This window comes from Bordetella sp. FB-8 (assembly GCF_000382185.1).
GTDB lineage: Bacteria > Pseudomonadota > Gammaproteobacteria > Burkholderiales > Burkholderiaceae_B > Bordetella.
This window is the reverse complement of sequence record NZ_KB907784.1, coordinates 2,244,764-2,261,913: the sequence shown is the minus strand read 5'-3', so window position 1 is coordinate 2,261,913 and position 17,150 is coordinate 2,244,764. Positions and strand designations below refer to the sequence as shown.

Genomic DNA, 17,150 nt, shown 5'->3' with positions numbered 1-17,150 from the left:
TCACTTAGTCGCTCCCAGGGCATCCCAGATGGCCGCAGGACCGCATCGTTTCCTATTCCACCTTCTGCTTGGTCCCGAAGATACGGTCGCCCGCGTCGCCCAGGCCGGGGATGATGTAGCCGTGCTCGTTCAGCCGCTGGTCCACCGAGGCTGTGAAGATCTGCACGTCGGGATGCGCATCAAGCACTCTCTTGATGCCTTCGGGCACGGCCACCAGCACCAGCGCGCGGATGTCGCGGCAGCCGGCACGCTTGAGCATGTCCACCGTCGCGAGCATCGAGCCGCCGGTAGCGAGCATGGGATCGACAATGAGCGCGACGCGCTGCTCGATCTGGCCCACCAGTTTTTCCAGATAGGTATGCGCCTGCAGCGTCTGCTCGTTGCGTGCCAGGCCCACCACGCTGACCTTGGCGCCGGGGATCAGCGTCAGCACGCCGTCGAGCATGCCCAGGCCGGCGCGCAGGATGGGCACCACGGTGATCTTCTTGCCAGCGAGCTTTTCCACCTGCACCGCGCCGCACCAGCCCTCGATCTGGGCCGGACACAGCGGCAGGTCCTTGCAGGCTTCGTATGTCAGCAGGGCGCCGATCTCGCTGGCCAATTCACGAAAGCTCTTGGTGCTCAGGTCGGCGCGGCGCATGATGCCCAGCTTGTGGCGCACCAGCGGATGACGGATTTCATGGACGGGCATGATGCTCTCTTCGAATAACCAAAAACGGGCGCGCGCTCAGCGCTGGGCCAGCCAGGCAACGAGCGCGTTGTCGAAATATCGTAGCGCGCCGGCCTTTTCGTCGGCCTTCTCGTTGTTGACCAGGCACACCACGATGTAGCGCTTGCCGCTCGCGCCCGTCACGTAGCCGGCCATGGCGCGCACGTCGCGCAAGGTCCCGGTCTTCAGATGGGCGCGTCCGGTCGCCTCATCGTGGCGCAGGCGTTTTTTGACGGTGCCGTCCTCGCCCAGGATGGCCAGAGAAGAGACGAACTCGGGCATGTAGGGCGATTTCCAGGCCGCGGTCAGCAGCGCCGCCAGGTCATCGGCCGAAACCCGCGCCCGGCGCGACAGGCCGGCGCCGTTGCCCAGCACCAGGTCCGGCATGGACAGGCCCTGGTCGGCCAACAGGCGCGAAGCCACCGCATCGCTGCTGGCCACCGTGGCCGGCCGCAGTCCGCGCTCGGCGCCCAAGGTCAGCAGCAGGGTACGCGCCATGACATTGTTGCTGTGCTTATTGATGATGCGGATCACATCGCTCAGCTCCGGCGAAGCGTGGCTGGCCAGCACGGTGCCGTCGACGGGCGCCAGGCCGTCGCGCACCTGCCCGGTCATCGTGCCGCCCAGCTCTTTCCAGAGCTCGCGCAACACGCCGGACGTCTGGGCCGGCTGCGGCAGGGCCAGGCGATACAGGCTGAAGTCACCGCAGGCGCCGGGGACCGTACCCGACAGTTTGAAAGTCGTGTCTTGCGGCGTGACCACCGGCGTGGTGTAGACCTCGTACTCCCCCCGGCAGGCGGCATCGCTCCAGTCCAGCTTGCCATCGAGCTTCACATTGGGCAGGGGCGGGTCCATCACTACCCGCCAAGCATGCGTGGCGGCGTCCGCCGTGAACATCAGGCGCTGCGCGCCAAAGCCCACCATAAAGGCATCCGGGCTGGCGTTGTAGGCCCGATCCGGAGCGTTGTCAAAAGCGCCCGGATCGGTCGCCACATTGCCGAAGATGCTGCGATCGACCACGACGTCGCCGATCTGCCGCACCCCCTGCAGCCGCAAATCGCGCAGCAGGGTCCACAGGTCCTGCAGCATCAGGTCCGGGTCGCCCGCGGCCCGCACATACAGCGGTCCGGACAGCACACCGTTGACAATCGCCGCGCCCGGGTTGCTCACAAGGTCGGTCGTCCACTTATAGCTGGGTCCCAGTTCCGACAAAGCCGTCCAGGTCGTCACCAGCTTCATCACCGAGGCCGGGTTACGCGGTACCCGCGCGTTGACCGCCGCCAGCCGCGGCCCGCCGACTTCCTGCACGACCAGCGACATCGAACTTTGCGGCATGCCCGTCTGATGCCAGGCCGAGGCCAGTTCGGCCGGCAGGGCCTGCCCGGACGCACGCGCCGCGCACAAGGCCACGACGACCCCGGCCCACCCTGATTTACGCCAGATTCTTTGCATAGAACACGTGTTAATAACCGACCGAATGAAGAGACTCTAAGTATTGGCGTGCCGGGGGTAAAGCGCTCCGGCGCCTAAGTGACGGGGCAGTCCCGCAGGGACTTCGGCCGCCTAAGGCGGCGGCCGAACCCGTCACTTCGAAGCCGGAGCGCTTTACCCCCGGCACGCCAATACGACTAAAGAACCAGTCAACCTCGATGCACCCATGAGCCCAGCGATACAGCCCTCGACGCACGACAGATCAGACAGCAGTCCGAGAGCATACCCAAACGCAGCTTAAAATAACGGGTTGATCAGCATCCAGACCATCCCAGCGTGACCTCTGCCCAAACGCCAGCCCTGACCCTGGCCGACTTCGACTACCACCTCCCCGACGAGCTCATCGCCCAGCACCCTGCCGCCGAGCGGCGCGGCAGCCGACTGCTGCACCTGGACGGCAAGGGCCAGTTGCACGACCTGCAGTTTCCCGACCTCGCGGCCCTGGTCCGCGAGCACGACCTGCTCGTCTTCAACGACACCCGCGTCATCAAGGCGCGACTGCCGGGCCGCAAAGCGACCGGCGGCAAGGTCGAAGTGCTGGTCGAACGCATCCTGGAACCCGACCGGGCCTTGGCCCACGTGCGCGCCAGCAAATCCCCCGGACCCGGCACAATACTGCGCCTGGCCGAGGCCTTCGATGCACAGGTGCTGGGCCGCCAGGGCGAACTTTTCGATCTGCGCTTTCCCGCCCCGGTGCTCGGCCTGCTCGAGGCCCACGGGGCCACGCCGCTGCCGCCCTACATCACGCACAGCGCGCAGGCCGAGGACGACAGCCGCTATCAGACCGTCTATGCCCGCGAACCCGGCGCCGTGGCCGCCCCCACCGCCGGATTGCACTTTGACCAGGCCATGCTGGACCAGCTCGCGTCCCAGGGCGTGGGCCGCGCCTTCGTCACCCTGCATGTGGGCGCGGGCACCTTCCAGCCCGTGCGCGTGGACAAGCTGGCCGAGCACATCATGCACGCCGAGTGGTACACCGTGCCGCAGGCCACCGTGGACGCCATCGCGCAGACGCGCGCCAACGGCGGCCGCGTGATCGCCATCGGCACGACCAGCGTGCGCGCTCTGGAATCGGCCGCCGCCTGCACCGACGGCCAGCCCCTGGCCGCGGCGCAAGGCGATACGCGCCTGTTCATCACGCCAGGCTACCGCTACCGGGTCGTCGACGCCCTGTTCACCAATTTCCATCTGCCGCAATCGACCCTGCTCATGCTGGTGTCGGCGCTGGCGGGCGTCGAACCCATACGCCGCGCCTACGCCCACGCAGTGGCCGGCAGATACCGCTTCTTCAGCTACGGGGATGCCATGTTCATCGAACCCCCGGTTAATAACCGATCATGACCGGCCTGACCTTCGAACTCCTGGCCACCGACGGCGCCGCGCGCCGTGGCCGCATGACCTTGAACCACGGCGTGGTTCAGACCCCCATCTTCATGCCGGTGGGTACCTACGGCAGCGTCAAGGGCATGCTGCCGCACGAACTGAAGGACATCGGCGCGCAGATCGTGCTGGGCAACACCTTCCACCTGTGGCTGCGCCCCGGCACCCAGGTGCTGGACAAACACGGCGGCCTGCATGACTTTATGCAGTGGGACAAGCCCATCCTCACCGACTCAGGGGGCTTTCAAGTGTTCAGCCTGCAGGGCATGCGCAAGATCACGGAAGAAGGCGTCAAGTTCGCCTCGCCCATCGACGGCGCGCGGCTCTTTCTCACGCCCGAGGAATCCATGCGCATCCAGAGGTCGCTCAATTCCGACATCGCCATGGTCTTCGACGAATGCACGCCCTACGAGATCAAGGGGCGGCCGGCCACGGTGGACGAGGCCGCCACGTCGATGCGCATGTCGCTGCGCTGGGCGCGCCGCTCGCGCGACGAATTCGACCGCCTGGGCAATCCCAACGCGCTGTTCGGCATCGTGCAAGGCGGCATGTTCGAGACCCTGCGCGACGAATCGCTGGCGGGCCTGACGGACATCGGCTTTCACGGCTACGCCATCGGCGGCCTGTCGGTGGGCGAGCCCAAAGAAGACATGATGCGCATCCTGGCGCACGTCACCCCGCGCCTGCCGGCCGACCGCCCCCGTTACCTGATGGGCGTGGGCACGCCCGAAGACCTGGTCCAGGGCGTGGCGCGCGGAGTCGACATGTTCGACTGCGTCATGCCCACCCGCAATGCCCGCAACGGCTGGCTCTTCACCCGCCACGGCGACATCAAGATCCGCAACGCCCGCTATCGCGACGACACGCGTGCCCTGGACCCCTCCTGCCGCTGCCATACCTGCGCCCACTTCTCGCGCGCCTACCTGCATCACCTACAGCGCGCCAACGAGATTTCCGGCGCCCGGCTCAACACCCTGCACAACCTGCACTTCTATCTGGACCTGATGGAACAGATGCGCGAAGCCATCGCCGCAGGGCGCTTCCAGGCCTGGCGCGAGCGGTTCGCCGCCGACCGGGCGCGGGGCGTGGGAGATTAGGGTCCGTCCCCAAGGCAGGGCCGCCCCTGAAACTTCCAGCCGCTATACTAGTGGGCTTGCCCTGTCCAAACCCGACGCGGGGGGACAGACCACAAAGCAAAACGCATAGAGACAATCAACCGGAGTCACCGATCATGTCCGTCCTCAATACCGCCACGCTCGTCCTGGGTCAGGCCGCCGGCGCAGGCAATTCGCTCTTGAGCATGCTGCCCATCCTGCTGATGTTCGTGATCCTCTATTTCCTGATGATCCGTCCGCAGATGAAGCGCCAGAAGGAAACCCGCAGCATGATTTCGGCCCTGGCCAAGGGCGATGAGATCGTCACCTCGGGCGGTATGCTGGGCAAGGTCACCAAGGTCACCGACAGCCACATCATCGCCGAAGTGGCCGAACTGGCCGACAAGCCGATCGAGGTCGTGCTGCAAAAGAGCGCCGTCACCGGCGTGCTGCCCAAGGGCACCATCAAGGCCCTGTAAGGCCCGAATCCGAACCACCGACCCGGTCACGGTCCGAAAACCCAAGCGCCGCCGCGTCTTTCGCGGCGGCTTTGCCATCCGGCCCGAAGCGCCGCTCAATTCTCCCTGCCGGCAATGAACCGCTACCCTCTCTGGAAATACATCACGGTGCTCGTCGCGCTCGTGATCGGCCTGATCTACACGCTGCCCAATTTCTACGGCGAGGCGCCTGCCGTGCAGGTGTCCAGCGCCAAGGCCGTCATCAAGGTCACTCCGGACATGGTGGAACAGATCCGGCAGATCCTGGACGCCGCCAAGCTGCCGCCGGTCAGTATCTACTACGGACAGAACGGCACGCTCGGCACCATCCGCATCCGCTATACCAACACCGACCAGCAGCTGGCCGCGCGCGATGCCCTGGACCACGCGCTCAACACCGACCCCAGCGACCCGCACTACACCGTCGCGCTGAACCTGATGCCCGCCTCGCCGCCCTGGATGCGCTCGCTGGGTTTCTTCGAGCCCCGCCCCATGTTCCTGGGCCTGGATCTGCGCGGCGGCGTGCATTTCCTGCTGCAAGTCGACATGAAGGGAGCGCTGACCGCCCGCTACGACGCGCTGGCCGGCGACATCCGCAGCGCCCTGCGCGACGACAAAATCCCCGTCGCCAACGTCGAACGCACTGGCGAGTCGGTCACCATGACCTTCGCCACGGCAGACGATCGCAGCAAGGCGCGCGACGATCTGCGCAGCCGCATGCCCGAACTGCAGCTGGCCGCCAGCGAAGACGGTGGCAAGTTCCTGCTGACCGGCCAGCTGTCCTCGGCAGCCATCGCCCAGGCGCAGAACGCGGCCATCACCCAGAACATCGCCACCCTGCACAACCGCACCAACGAACTAGGCGTCAGCGAGCCGGTGATCCAGCAGCAGGGCTCGGACCGCATCGTGGTCGAGCTGCCCGGCGTGCAGGACATCGCCAAGGCCAAGGAAATGCTGGGCCGCACCGCCACGCTGCAGATCCGCATGGTCGACGATTCGCCCTCGGCCATGGCCGCGCTCGCCAACGGCACCGTGCCTTTCGGCCTGGAGCGCTACACCGATCGCGACGGCCGTCCCATCCTGGTGCGCCGCCAAGTCATTCTCACCGGCCAGAACCTGCAGAACGCACAAGCCGGGCGCGACCCGCAGACCCAGCAGCCGGCCGTGAACCTCACGCTCGACGACAAGGGTTCGCGCATCTTCCGCGATGTCACGCGCGACAACATCGGCAAGCGCATGGCCATTCTGCTGTTTGAAAACGGCAAGGGCGAAGTCGTCACCGCGCCGGTCATCCGCAGCGAGATCGACGGCGGTCAGGTGCAGATCTCGGGCAGCATGACGGCAGAAGAAGCCGCCGACACGGCCCTGCTGCTGCGCGCCGGCTCGCTGGCCGCGCCCATGAGCATCATCGAGGAACGCACCATCGGCCCCAGCCTGGGCGCCGACAACATCGCCAAGGGCTTCCATTCCACGCTCTACGGCTTCATCGCCATCGCGATATTCATCATCGTCTACTACAACGTGTTCGGCCTGTTCTCGACGCTGGGACTGTCGTTCAACCTGCTGCTGCTGCTGGCGGTGCTGTCGATGCTGCAGGCGACCCTGACCCTGCCCGGCATCGCGGCCATCGCCCTGACCCTGGGCATGGCCATCGACTCGAACGTGCTGATCAACGAACGCATCCGCGAGGAACTGCGCAACGGCGCCACGCCGCAGCAGGCCATCTCCCAGGGCTTCGAGCGCGCCTGGGGCACCATCCTGGACTCCAACATCACCACGCTGATCGTGGGCCTGTCGCTGCTGGCCTTCGGTTCGGGGCCGGTGCGCGGCTTTGCCGTGGTCCACTGCCTGGGCATCGTCACCTCGATGTTCTCGGCCGTGGTCGGCGTGCGCGCCCTGGCCAACTTCTGGTACGGCCGCCAACGCAAGCTGACCAAGATCTCGATCGGCACGGTCTGGAAGCCTGTCGAAGGCACGGCCGGCGACGGCAAGGCGGCAGCCAAGCAATCGGCCAGAAAGTCCTCCGCGAAACAGTGATCCACCTAGATTGATGCCCACGGGGGTTGCCCACCCCCGATTGAGAAAACCATGGAATTTTTCCGGATTCACCGCAGCATCCCCTTCATGCGCCACGCGCTGGTGCTGAACATCATCAGCCTGGTCACCTTTCTGGCGGCGGTGTTCTTCATCGTGACGCGAGGCTTTCACCTGTCCATCGAGTTCACCGGCGGCACGGTAATGGAAGTCCACTACGCGCAGACCGTCCAGCTCGAAGAGGTGCGCGGCGCCATGACCAAGCTGGGCTACAACCCCAACGACTTCCAGGTGCAGAGCTTCGGCACTTCGCGCGACGTGATGATCCGCCTGCCGCTGGTCCACAGCCAGACGTCCTCGGCGCAAAGCGACGCCGTGCTGGGTGCGCTCAAGGCCGCCGACCCCACGGTGCAGCTGCGCAGCGTCGAGTTCGTCGGCCCGCAGGTGGGCAAGGAGCTATTCCACAACGGCCTGATGGCGCTGCTGGTAACGGTGGCGGGCATTGTCATCTACCTGGCCTTCCGCTTCGAATGGAAGTTCGCCGTGGCCGGGGTGCTGGCCAACCTGCACGACGTGGTCATCATCCTGGGCTTCTTTGCGTTCTTCCGGTGGGAGTTCTCGCTCTCGGTCCTGGCCGGCGTGCTGGCGGTGCTGGGCTATTCGGTGAACGAGTCCGTGGTGATCATGGACCGGATCCGCGAGAACTTCCGCAAGATGCGCAAGGCCAGCGTGCGTGAAGTCATCAACAGCGCCATCACCCAGACGATTTCCCGCACCGTCATCACCCACGCCTGCACCCAGATCATGGTGCTGTCCATGCTGTTTCTGGGCGGCCCCACGCTGCACTATTTCGCCCTGGCGCTGACCATCGGCATCTGGTTCGGCATCTATTCGTCTGTCTTCGTGGCCGCCGCGCTGGCCATGTGGATGGGGGTCAAGCGGGAAGACCTGATCCGGCAGGTGAAGAAGGACGAAGTCGACAACCTCTCCTGAGGAGCGATCGCGGTAGAAAACAAATCGGGGGCTGTGCGCAGCCCCCGATTTTTTATTGCCCGAACCGGTTTTTTCAAGAACCCGAAAGCCGTGCCCGGGCAGCCTGGTATTGGCCGGCCAATCTGTCTATAAGCGTGGCGGCGGGCACCACCTCGTCGACGACCCCGACCCCCTGTCCCGAACCCCAGATATCCTTCCACGGCCTGGGCGCGCCAGCGGCGTAATCGCGTGCGTCCGAAGGCAGCCGGTCCGGATCCAGTCCCGCATTGCGTATCGAGGCGGCCAGATAGTTGCCGTGCACACCGGTGAACAGATTGCTATAGACAATATCGTCCGAGCTCGCGTCCACGATCGCCTGCTTGTAGGCATCCGAGGCGTTGGCCTCCCGGGTGGCAATGAAGGGCGAGCCGATGTAGGCGAGATCGGCCCCCATGGCCTGGGCCGCCAGGATGGCGCCGCCGGTGGCAATCGAACCGGACAGGACCAGCGGGCCGTCAAACCATCGGCGAATTTCCTGCACCAGCGCGAAAGGACTGCGCGTGCCGGCGTGGCCGCCCGCACCCGCCGCCACGGCGATCAGCCCGTCGGCGCCCTTCTCGACGGCCTTGCGCGCGAAGGTGTTGTGAATCACGTCATGCAGTGTCACGCCGCCCCAGGCGTGCACGGCCTGGTTGATCTGCGCCTGCGCGCCCAGGCTGGTGATGACGATGGGCACCTTGTGTTTCTCGCACACAGCCAGGTCCTCGTCCAAGCGGGCATTGCTCTTGTGCGCGATCAGGTTGATGGCGTAGGGCGCGGCGCCGGCGCCGGCCAGGCTGGCGGTGATCTCGGCCAGCCAGTCGTCCAGCTGAGCGCTGGGCCGGGCATTGAGCGCCGGCATGGCGCCGACGATGCCGGCCCGGCATTGCGCGATCAGCAGCGCGGGATTGCTGATGATGAAAAGGGGCGAACCGATCACCGGCAGCCTGAGCTTCTGGAATACGGCAGGCATCCTGGTCATGCGCATTCTTCCTGGTTTTGCGTTCGAGCCACAGTCTCAATCCGGGACAGCCGGCGTCTCGGGCAAGGTCAGCACGCCCCGGTCGCGCAGGGCGGCCAGCTCGGCATCGGACAGGTTCAACAGATCGCCAAGCACGTCGCGCGTATCCGCGCCCAGGGTCGGAGGCGCATTGCGTATGGGCAGGCGCTGGCCGTCCAGCCGGTACGGCGGCGCGAACGTGTAGGTCGTGCCGGCCACGGGATGCGGCATCTCGCGCAACAGCCCGCCACGGCGCGTGCCCTCGCTGGTCAGCGCCTCGTGCAGTCCCAGCACCTTGCCGCACGGGATGCCGTTGGCCTGCATGCGCTGCAGCAGCAGTTCGCGCGGATAGGTCTTGAGCAGCTCGGTCAACAAGGCCAGCAAAAGCACCCGATGCTTGCCGCGCTCGACATTGGTGGCGTAACGCGGATCCTCGACGATGTCGGGGCGCAACAGCACGAGCCGGCAGAACTTGTCGAACTGCGCGTTGTTGCCCACAGTGATGATGAGCGGCCCGTCGGCCGACTCGAACATGCCATAGGGCACGATCGATGGGTGGGCGTTACCGTAGCGCCTGGGGTCGCGGCCCAGCAGCATGGCGTCCAGGGCGTAATAGCTGGAGATCATGATGCCGCAGTCGTACAGCGCCATCTCGATCAGGCGCCCGCGGCCCGTGCGGTCGCGGCGAAACAGCGCGGCCAGCACGGCCTGCGCGGCGTACATGCCCGTCATCATGTCGACGATGGCGACGCCGAACTTGAGCGGGGGCTGCTCGGCCTCGCCGTTGATCGCCATGAGCCCCGTCTCGCCCTGAATGACCAGGTCGTAGCCGGGCCGGGCGGCCTGCGGACCGGAGCTGTCGTAGCCGGCGATGGCGCAATAGACCAGGTCGGGCTTGATCGCCTTGAGCTGCTCGTAGCCCAGGCCCAGCTTCTGAGCGCCGCCGTGCTTGAAATTGTGGATTACCACGTCGAACTGCGGCACCAGTTCGCGCACCAGGCGCGCGCCGTCTTCCGATTGAAGGTCCAGTGTGACCGAACGCTTGTTGCGGTTCATGGCCGAGTAATAGGTGGTCTCGGTCTTGCCGATGCGCATGCCCCAGTCGCGAGTATCGTCGCCGCGCCCCGGATGCTCCACCTTGACGACCTCGGCGCCGAAGTCGGCCAGCACCTGCCCGCACAGCGGCCCGGCGAACACGCGCGAAAGATCCAGCACGCGCACGCCCTCCAGCGGGAAATCCATGTCACCCCGCCGCGCCGCCTGGTCTCCTGCATCATTCATTTTTTCTGTCTCCTCTTCGCGTGGCTCAGTTGCCGCGCCTGCGCAGCTTCGTGTAGTCCGGCGGCCGCTTCTCCAGGAAGGCACCGATGCCTTCGCGCGACTCGTCGGTGTCCTGCGAGCGCACCATGCATTCGGCTTCGGCCTCTAACTGCTGCGTCAGTGTATTGGCGTAGGCCGCGCGGCACAGCGTCTTGATGCGCGCCATAGCCCGTTCGGGACCCGCTGCCACCTGAGCTGCCAGCGCCAGCGCCTGCGACAGGGCCTGGCCCGGCTCGGTCAGGCGGTTCACCGCGCCCAGGGCGTGCATGCGCTCGCCGCTGACGCGCTCGCCCGTCAGGCACAACTCGGTGAGCACCTGACGCGACAGATGCTCGGCCAGAAAAGCCGTGGCGCCGCCGTCCGGCGTCAAGCCGACCTTCACGTAAGCCACGGAAAACACCGCATCGCGCGCCGCCACCAGCATGTCGCAGGCCAGGGCCAACGACAGGCCGGCCCCGGCGGCCGCGCCCTCCACCGCCGCGATCACCGGCTTGGGAAAATCGCGTAGGGCACGGATGAGATCGTGCAGTCCCTCGAGCCTGGCGCGGCGCTCCTGCAAGGGCAGCTCGCGCCGTTTGGCCAGTTGGCGCAGATCTCCGCCGGAACAGAAATGCCCGCCCTCGCCCGTCAGCACCACGGCCCCTATGCCGGGATCGCAGGCCGCATCCTCCAGCGCCTGACCAAGCGCCGTATAGAACTCGGGCGACAAGGCGTTGCGCGCCTGCGGATTGTTGTTGCTCAGCACCAGCACGGCGCCCTCGCTGCGCGAAATCAACCCCTGTCCCTCCATGGCCGCCCCGGCGTTCAAACCTGCCTGCCCAATTCGATGAAACGGGCCAGATGGTGGTCCTCGTCGCCGAACTGATGGTCGATCATGATCAGGCGTTTGGCGTAGTGCGCCATGGGCAATTCCCAGGTCATGCCTATGCCTCCGTGCAATTGAATGCATTCCTGCGCCACCAGGGTGCCGATGCGGCCTATGCTGTGCTTGGCCGCCGACAGGGCGCGCTCGCGCGCCACGCGGTCGTCCAGGTCGATGGCGGCCGCCGCGTTGATGACGGCCGAACGGGCCTGCTCCACTTCAAGCAGCATGTCGGCCATGCGGTGCTGCAGCGCCTGGAAGCTGCCGATGGGCACGCCGAACTGCTTGCGCGTGCGCAGATACGCCAGCGTCTGATCCTTGGCCACGTCCATGGCGCCCACGGCCTCGGCGCACAGGGCCAGCAGGGCATAGCCGCTGAGACGCTCGAGCAAGGTGCAGCCTTCGCCCTCTTTGCCCAGCAGGGCATCGGCGCCGATCTTCACTGCGGTGAAAACCAGTTCGGCGGCGCGTCCGCCCTCAAAGCGCCGATAGTCGCGCCGGGACAGGCCCGCCGCATCGCCCGGCACCAGGAACAAGCTGATTCCGGCCGCGTCGCCGGCCTGGCCCGAGGTGCGCGCCGACACCAGCAGCAGGTCGGCCTGTGCGCCGAACCCCACCACACCCTTGGCGCCATCGATCACCCAGCCGGCGCCGTCCCAGCGCGCGCTGGCCGCGACGTTTTCCAGTTCGTAGTGGCCGCCGGGCTCGTCGTGCGCCAGCGCGGCGATGCAGTCGCCAGCCGCGATCTCGTCCAGGCGAGTTTTCTGCGCGGCCGTGCCGGCCAGGACCAGGGCCTGGCCGACCACCAGCGCCCCCAGCATGGGCTCGGCCACCAGGCCTCGGCCCAGGCATTCGAACACCACGCTGATATCGAAGCCGTGGCCGCCCAAGCCGCCCTGCGCTTCGGGAAACAGCGCGCCGATCACACCCAGTTCGGCGAACTGCGCATACAGCGCGGGACGGTACCCTTCGTCGCCATAGGCGATCCTGTTGCGGGTCTCAATACCGTATTGCTCGGAGATGAAACGGTTCAGCGTGTCCGCCAGCATGCGGCGGTCTTGGGTGTGCTCGAAATTCATGGCGGCGTTTTCCCTCGTCTCACAGGCCCAGAATCATCTTGGAGATGATGTTCTTCTGGATTTCGTTGGAACCTCCGAAGATGGACAGCTTGCGGTAGTTGAAATAAGTCGACGCGGCCGAGGCAGCCTCCTGCGGCCCGACCGGCGCCTGGCCGTAGTCCAGGTCCAGCGCTTCTTCGATGAAGGGCGCCGCATACGGACCCATGGCGCGGCGTATCAGCGACAGCAGCTCCTGGCGTATCTCCGTTCCCCGGATCTTGAGCATGGAGCTCTCCGCGCCGGGTACGCCGCCGCCGGCCGCCGCGGCATCGGCCGCCGCGGCATCGGCCGCCGCGGCAATCACGCGCAGGTTGGTGGTCTTCATGTTCTCCAGATCGATCTCCACCCGCGCCATGCGGGCCGCAAAGAGCGGGTCCCGCGACAGTGGCGCGCCCTTGTACAGCATGCGGTCGGCGGCAACCTTGAGCTTTTCCAGCAAGGCGGCCGAAAAACCCACGCCGGCGATATTGGTGCGTTCGTAGGTCAGCAGGTATTTGGCGTAGGTCCAGCCCTTGTTCTCTTCGCCCACCAGGTTCGCGGCAGGCACCTTCACGTCGGTAAAGAACACCTCGTTGACCTCGTGTTCGCCATCGAGCGTGATGATGGGGCGCACTTCCACGCCCGGCGCGCTCATGTCCACAAGCAGGAAGCTGATGCCCTGCTGGGCCTTGGCCTGCCTGTCTGTACGCACCAGGCAGAAGATCATGTTGGCGTGCTGGCCCAGCGTGGTCCAGGTCTTCTGGCCATTGACGATGTAGTAGTCGCCCGCCGGATCCGCGATGCGCTGTGCCGTGGTCTTGACCGCGGCCAGGTCCGAGCCCGCACCCGGCTCGGAATAACCCTGACACCACCAGTCGCGGCCGTCGAGTATGCGCGGCAGCCAGTACTGCTTCTGCGCCTGGCTGCCGTATTTGATGAGCACGGGACCCAGCATGTTGATGCCGAAAGGCACCAGACGCGGCGCATGGGCCAGGGCGCATTCGTTCTCGAAGATGAACCTCTGGACCGCGTCCCAGCCCGGTCCGCCGTACTGCGTGGACCAATGGTTGGCCAGCCAGCCGCGCTCGTGGAGGATGGCGTGCCATTGCTCCAGGTCCGCCTTGGACAGGCGCAGGTTGTTCTCGACCTTGTGCGCCAGGGCGGCAGGCAGCCTGGCCTTCAGGAAAGCCCGCACCTGTTCGCGAAAGTCCAGCTCTTGGGGGGTGAATCGCAGATCCATGCGTGCGTCCTATGGAATCAGAAAATTTCGAACAGCCCTGCCGCGCCCATGCCGCCGGCGATGCACAGGGTCACCACGCCCCACCGGGCCTTGCGCCGGCGGCCTTCCAGCAGAATATGGCCGGCCAACCGCGCGCCCGTCATGCCGAAGGGATGGCCGATGGCGATGGCCCCGCCGTCGACATTCAGGCGCTCGTCCGGAATGCCCAGTGTGCGCTGGCAATAAAGCGCCTGGGACGCGAAGGCTTCATTCAGCTCCCACAGATCGATGTCGTCCACCGTCAGGCCGTGCCGCTTGAGCAGCTTGGGCACCGCATAGACAGGGCCTATGCCCATCTCGTCGGGCTCGCAGCCGGCCACCGCGAAACCGCGCAGCGCGCCCAGCGGCGCCAGCCCGGCGCGCTCGGCCAGACGGGCATCCATCAGCACACAAGCCGAGGCGCCGTCGGACAATTGCGACGCGTTGCCGGCCGTGACGAACTGGCCGGGACCCTTGACGGGCGCGAGCTTGGCCAACGCCTCGTAGGTCGTCCCCGGGCGATTGCAGGTATCGGCCGAGACGCTCGCCTCGCATTGGCTGACCGCGCCGGTTTCCTTGTCGGTGACCGACATGACCGTGCTCACCGGCACGATTTCCTCGGCAAAGCGGCCCGCCTGCTGCGCGGCCTGCGTCTTGCGCTGGCTCTGCACCGAAAAGCGGTCCTGCGCTTCGCGGTCGATGCCATAGCGGCGCGCCACGATATCGGCAGTGTCGATCATGGCCAAGTACAACTCGGGCTTGTGCTCGACGATCCACGGGTCCAGGCCCGTGGCGCCGTCTTCCCGCGTGCGGATGCCGGAGATGCTCTCGACGCCACCCGCGATCATGGCGCTGGCACCGTTGCCCACGATATGGCCGGCAGCCATGGCGATCGCCTGCAGGCCCGAGGCGCAAAAGCGGTTGACGGTAGTGCCCGCGATGGACAGCGGCAGGCCCGCGCGGACGACGGTCTGGCGTGCGACGTTGCGGCCGGTGATGCCCTCGGGATAGCCGCAGCCCAGGATCGCGTCCTCGATCCATTCCGGATCGATGCCCGCGCGCTCGACCGCCGCGCGTACCGCGAACGAGGCGAGCGCGGGACCGGCGGTGATGTTGAATTCGCCGCGGTGCGCCTTGGTCAGCGGCGTGCGCGCGGTAGATACGATGACGGCTTCACGCATCATGCCCCCTTGTTCAGGCTATCGAAGTTATTGCCCTGGGCCACCAGCTTCTCGATGAGCGGCGACGGCTTCCAGAACAGGGCGTCTTGCTTGGCGAACTCGCGGATGTCGGCAAGCACCTTGTCCAGGCCCACCCTGTCGGCATATTTCATCGGACCGCCGTGATGGCGCGGAAAGCCGTAGCCCGACAACAGCACCACATCCACGTCCAGCGGCCGCAGGGCAATGCCTTCGTGCACGACGTTGGCGCCTTCGTTGATCATGGCCGCCATGCAGCGGCGGACGATCTCATCCTGCGTGAACTTGCGCGGTGCGATGCCCTTCTTCGCGCGTTCGGCCTGGACGATGGCCAGCACCTCGGGATCGGGCTGCCCCGTGCGCGCGCCCTCGGGGTACAGGTAGTAGCCGCGCCGGGTCTTCTGGCCGAACCAGCCGCGTTCGCACAGGCGGTCTGATATTTCCACATAGCGCGCCCTGGGATCGCGCGTGGCGGCGCGGCGCTTGCGCGTGGCCCAGCCTATGTCGCCGCCCGCCAGATCGACCACCTGGTAAGGCCCCATGGCAAAGCCGAAATCGCGCACGGCCTCGTCCACTTCGTAAGGCGTGGCGCCATCTTCCATGATGTCGTCGGCGGCCTGACGGTATACGGCCAGGATGCGGTTGCCGATGAAACCGTCGCACACGCCCGCGCGCACCGGCGTCTTCTTGAGTTTCCGGGCCAGCTCGAAAGCGGTGGCGACCACGTCGGCCGACACCTTGGCCGGCACCACGATCTCCAGCAGCTTCATGATGTTGGCCGGGCTGAAAAAGTGCAGGCCGACCACGTCCTGCGGGCGCGAGGTTGCGGCCGCGATGGCGTCGATGTCCAGATAGGACGTGTTGGTCGCCAGCACCGCTCCCGGCTTGCACACGCGGTCCAGTTCCTTGAACACGGCCTGCTTGACGCCGACGTCCTCGAACACGGCTTCGATCACCAGGTCGGCGCCTGCGATATCGTCATAGGACGTGCTGCCCGCATAGCGGGCCATGACGGCCGCCTTGGCCTCGGGCGTCATGCGCCCGCGCGCGATCAGGCCGTCGTAAACCTTTTCCACGTTCGCGCGGCCGCGTGCGATGGATTCGGCGTCGCGCTCGATCATGGTCACAGGCAGGCCGGCATCCAGGACGCAGACCGCAATGCCGGCGCCCATGGTGCCGCCGCCGACGACCGCAACGGTATCCAGGGCGCGCGGCCTGGCGGCCTTCGATTCAGGCACCTTGGCTGTCTCGCGCTCGGCGAAGAAGGCATGGACCAGCCCGGCGCGCTGCGGACTTTCCACGCACTGCAGGAACAGGGCGCGCTCGCGGGCCAGGCCGTCGTCAAACGGCAGTTCGACGGCATTGCGCACGCACTCGACGATCTTCAAAGGCGAGAACAGCCCGCGCGATTTCTTCGCGGTGTCGGCCTGCACCACATCCAGCTCGGCCAACGCGGCAGCCTTGTCGGCAACGTCCAGTTCACGCGCGCGGCGCACCGGCGCCTGCTGGTCCAGCAGTTCGCGCGCATAGGCCAGCCCGGCCTGCACGGCATCTTCGCCTTCGGCCAGCCTGTCGACCAGGCCTGCCGCCTGCGCGGCCCGGGCCGACATGGGCTTGCCGCTGAGCATGAGCTCGGCCGCGGCCCTGGCGCCCATCAGGCGCGGCGCGCGCTGCGTGCCGCCCGCACCGGGCAAAAGGCCCAGCGTCACTTCGGGCAGGCCCAGCTTGGCCGCCGGCAGCGCCAGGCGGTAGTGCGCGGACATGGCCACTTCCAGGCCGCCGCCCAGGGCCGGACCGTGTATCGCGGCTACGACCGGCTTGGCGCAGGCCTCGATCAGGTTGCACACCTCGGGCAACGACGGCGGCTGCGGCGGTTTGCCAAACTCACGGATGTCGGCGCCGGCGATGAAGGCCCTGCCCGCGCCCACGATCAGCACGGCTTTCACCTGCGCGTCGGCACCTGCCTGCTCGATCGCTTGCTTGAGTCCGCGGCGCACGGCCACGCCCAGGGCATTGACCGGCGGATTGTCGATGGTCATCACCAGCACATCGCCTTCGCGGCGGGTGGCGACCACGGAATCGGTCTCAAAAGTGGGCATGGCTTGCGCGTCTCCGTTATGGGGCTGGCCGCGCCGGGATCGCGCAGCCTTGATTCTGGATTTTGTCTTAGATCGGAATTTTGCCAACGATAAATAAAC

Annotated in this window: 14 protein-coding genes; 5 read left to right on the top strand and 9 right to left on the bottom strand. The window is 66.5% G+C overall.

The annotated features are described in order from the left end of the window. Window positions 1–52 precede the first annotated feature (52 nt). Window positions 53–691, bottom strand: coding sequence for a uracil phosphoribosyltransferase (gene upp / locus H143_RS0110885; protein ID WP_019938277.1), 639 nt, complete (start codon window positions 689–691; stop codon window positions 53–55). Window positions 692–727: 36 nt separating this feature from the next. Next, window positions 728–2,161 carry a D-alanyl-D-alanine carboxypeptidase/D-alanyl-D-alanine-endopeptidase gene (gene dacB / locus H143_RS0110880; protein WP_026349937.1) on the bottom strand — a complete coding sequence of 478 codons (1,434 nt, stop codon included), beginning with the start codon at window positions 2,159–2,161 and terminating at the stop codon, window positions 728–730. A 315-nt stretch (window positions 2,162–2,476) separates the two neighbouring features. Here dacB and queA point away from each other — a divergent pair, with 315 nt between their 5' ends. The 5 genes from queA (at window position 2,477) to secF (ending at window position 8,198) form a co-directional block, all read left to right on the top strand. Further along, a complete protein-coding gene (gene queA / locus H143_RS0110875) occupies window positions 2,477–3,541 on the top strand; it encodes a tRNA preQ1(34) S-adenosylmethionine ribosyltransferase-isomerase QueA (RefSeq protein WP_019938275.1) in 1,065 nt (354 codons plus the stop codon). Then, entirely contained in the window at window positions 3,538–4,677 is a 1,140-nt protein-coding gene (gene tgt, locus H143_RS0110870; protein WP_019938274.1) for a tRNA guanosine(34) transglycosylase Tgt, read from the top strand. Before queA ends, tgt begins: the two co-directional genes overlap by 4 nt. A 134-nt stretch (window positions 4,678–4,811) precedes the next feature. Further along, window positions 4,812–5,153 carry a preprotein translocase subunit YajC gene (gene yajC, locus H143_RS0110865; protein WP_019938273.1) on the top strand — a complete coding sequence of 114 codons (342 nt, stop codon included), beginning with the start codon at window positions 4,812–4,814 and terminating at the stop codon, window positions 5,151–5,153. Between the two features lie 114 nt (window positions 5,154–5,267). Further along, complete coding sequence (gene secD, locus H143_RS0110860) at window positions 5,268–7,208, top strand: protein translocase subunit SecD (RefSeq protein ID WP_019938272.1); 1,941 nt, start codon at window positions 5,268–5,270, stop codon at window positions 7,206–7,208. A gap of 51 nt (window positions 7,209–7,259) precedes the next feature. Then, window positions 7,260–8,198: a protein translocase subunit SecF gene (gene secF, locus H143_RS0110855; protein WP_019938271.1), complete on the top strand. Its 939-nt coding sequence runs from the start codon at window positions 7,260–7,262 to the stop codon at window positions 8,196–8,198. A 73-nt stretch (window positions 8,199–8,271) separates the two neighbouring features. Here the strand turns inward: secF and H143_RS0110850 are convergent, their stop codons facing one another. Genes H143_RS0110850 through H143_RS0110820 form a run of 7 tightly spaced genes read right to left on the bottom strand, consistent with a single transcriptional unit; the run spans window position 8,272 to window position 17,051 of the window. Continuing rightward, window positions 8,272–9,198 (bottom strand): nitronate monooxygenase family protein, encoded by a 927-nt coding sequence (locus H143_RS0110850; protein ID WP_026349936.1) that lies wholly within the window; start codon window positions 9,196–9,198, stop codon window positions 8,272–8,274. 36 nt (window positions 9,199–9,234) lie between these two features. Further along, entirely contained in the window at window positions 9,235–10,497 is a 1,263-nt protein-coding gene (locus H143_RS0110845; RefSeq protein ID WP_051094398.1) for a CaiB/BaiF CoA-transferase family protein, read from the bottom strand. Window positions 10,498–10,522: 25 nt separating this feature from the next. Next, on the bottom strand, window positions 10,523–11,326 hold the full coding sequence (locus tag H143_RS0110840; RefSeq protein WP_019938268.1) for an oxepin-CoA hydrolase, alternative type: 804 nt from the start codon (window positions 11,324–11,326) through the stop codon (window positions 10,523–10,525). Window positions 11,327–11,340: 14 nt separating this feature from the next. Next, entirely contained in the window at window positions 11,341–12,477 is a 1,137-nt protein-coding gene (locus H143_RS0110835) for an acyl-CoA dehydrogenase family protein (protein WP_019938267.1), read from the bottom strand. Between the two features lie 19 nt (window positions 12,478–12,496). Next, entirely contained in the window at window positions 12,497–13,735 is a 1,239-nt protein-coding gene (locus H143_RS0110830) for an acyl-CoA dehydrogenase family protein (RefSeq protein ID WP_019938266.1), read from the bottom strand. Between the two features lie 17 nt (window positions 13,736–13,752). After that, window positions 13,753–14,934 (bottom strand): acetyl-CoA C-acyltransferase, encoded by a 1,182-nt coding sequence (locus tag H143_RS0110825; protein WP_026349935.1) that lies wholly within the window; start codon window positions 14,932–14,934, stop codon window positions 13,753–13,755. Next, window positions 14,934–17,051 carry a 3-hydroxyacyl-CoA dehydrogenase NAD-binding domain-containing protein gene (locus H143_RS0110820; RefSeq protein ID WP_019938264.1) on the bottom strand — a complete coding sequence of 706 codons (2,118 nt, stop codon included), beginning with the start codon at window positions 17,049–17,051 and terminating at the stop codon, window positions 14,934–14,936. Before H143_RS0110820 ends, H143_RS0110825 begins: the two co-directional genes overlap by 1 nt. Between the last annotated feature and the right edge of the window lie 99 nt (window positions 17,052–17,150).

Excerpts from the sequence above, each read along its gene's own strand:
- H143_RS0110820 (WP_019938264.1), bottom strand. The coding sequence starts at position 17,051 with ATGCCCACTTTTGAGACCGATTCCGTGGTCGCCACCCGCCGCGAAGGC.
- tgt (WP_019938274.1), top strand. The coding sequence starts at position 3,538 with ATGACCGGCCTGACCTTCGAACTCCTGGCCACCGACGGCGCCGCGCGC.
- dacB (WP_026349937.1), bottom strand. The coding sequence starts at position 2,161 with ATGCAAAGAATCTGGCGTAAATCAGGGTGGGCCGGGGTCGTCGTGGCC.
- secD (WP_019938272.1), top strand. The coding sequence starts at position 5,268 with ATGAACCGCTACCCTCTCTGGAAATACATCACGGTGCTCGTCGCGCTC.
- secF (WP_019938271.1), top strand. The coding sequence starts at position 7,260 with ATGGAATTTTTCCGGATTCACCGCAGCATCCCCTTCATGCGCCACGCG.
- H143_RS0110825 (WP_026349935.1), bottom strand. The coding sequence starts at position 14,934 with ATGCGTGAAGCCGTCATCGTATCTACCGCGCGCACGCCGCTGACCAAG.
- H143_RS0110835 (WP_019938267.1), bottom strand. The coding sequence starts at position 12,477 with ATGAATTTCGAGCACACCCAAGACCGCCGCATGCTGGCGGACACGCTG.
- upp (WP_019938277.1), bottom strand. The coding sequence starts at position 691 with ATGCCCGTCCATGAAATCCGTCATCCGCTGGTGCGCCACAAGCTGGGC.
- H143_RS0110840 (WP_019938268.1), bottom strand. The coding sequence starts at position 11,326 with ATGGAGGGACAGGGGTTGATTTCGCGCAGCGAGGGCGCCGTGCTGGTG.
- H143_RS0110830 (WP_019938266.1), bottom strand. The coding sequence starts at position 13,735 with ATGGATCTGCGATTCACCCCCCAAGAGCTGGACTTTCGCGAACAGGTG.
- yajC (WP_019938273.1), top strand. The coding sequence starts at position 4,812 with ATGTCCGTCCTCAATACCGCCACGCTCGTCCTGGGTCAGGCCGCCGGC.
- H143_RS0110845 (WP_051094398.1), bottom strand. The coding sequence starts at position 10,497 with ATGAATGATGCAGGAGACCAGGCGGCGCGGCGGGGTGACATGGATTTC.
- H143_RS0110850 (WP_026349936.1), bottom strand. The coding sequence starts at position 9,198 with ATGACCAGGATGCCTGCCGTATTCCAGAAGCTCAGGCTGCCGGTGATC.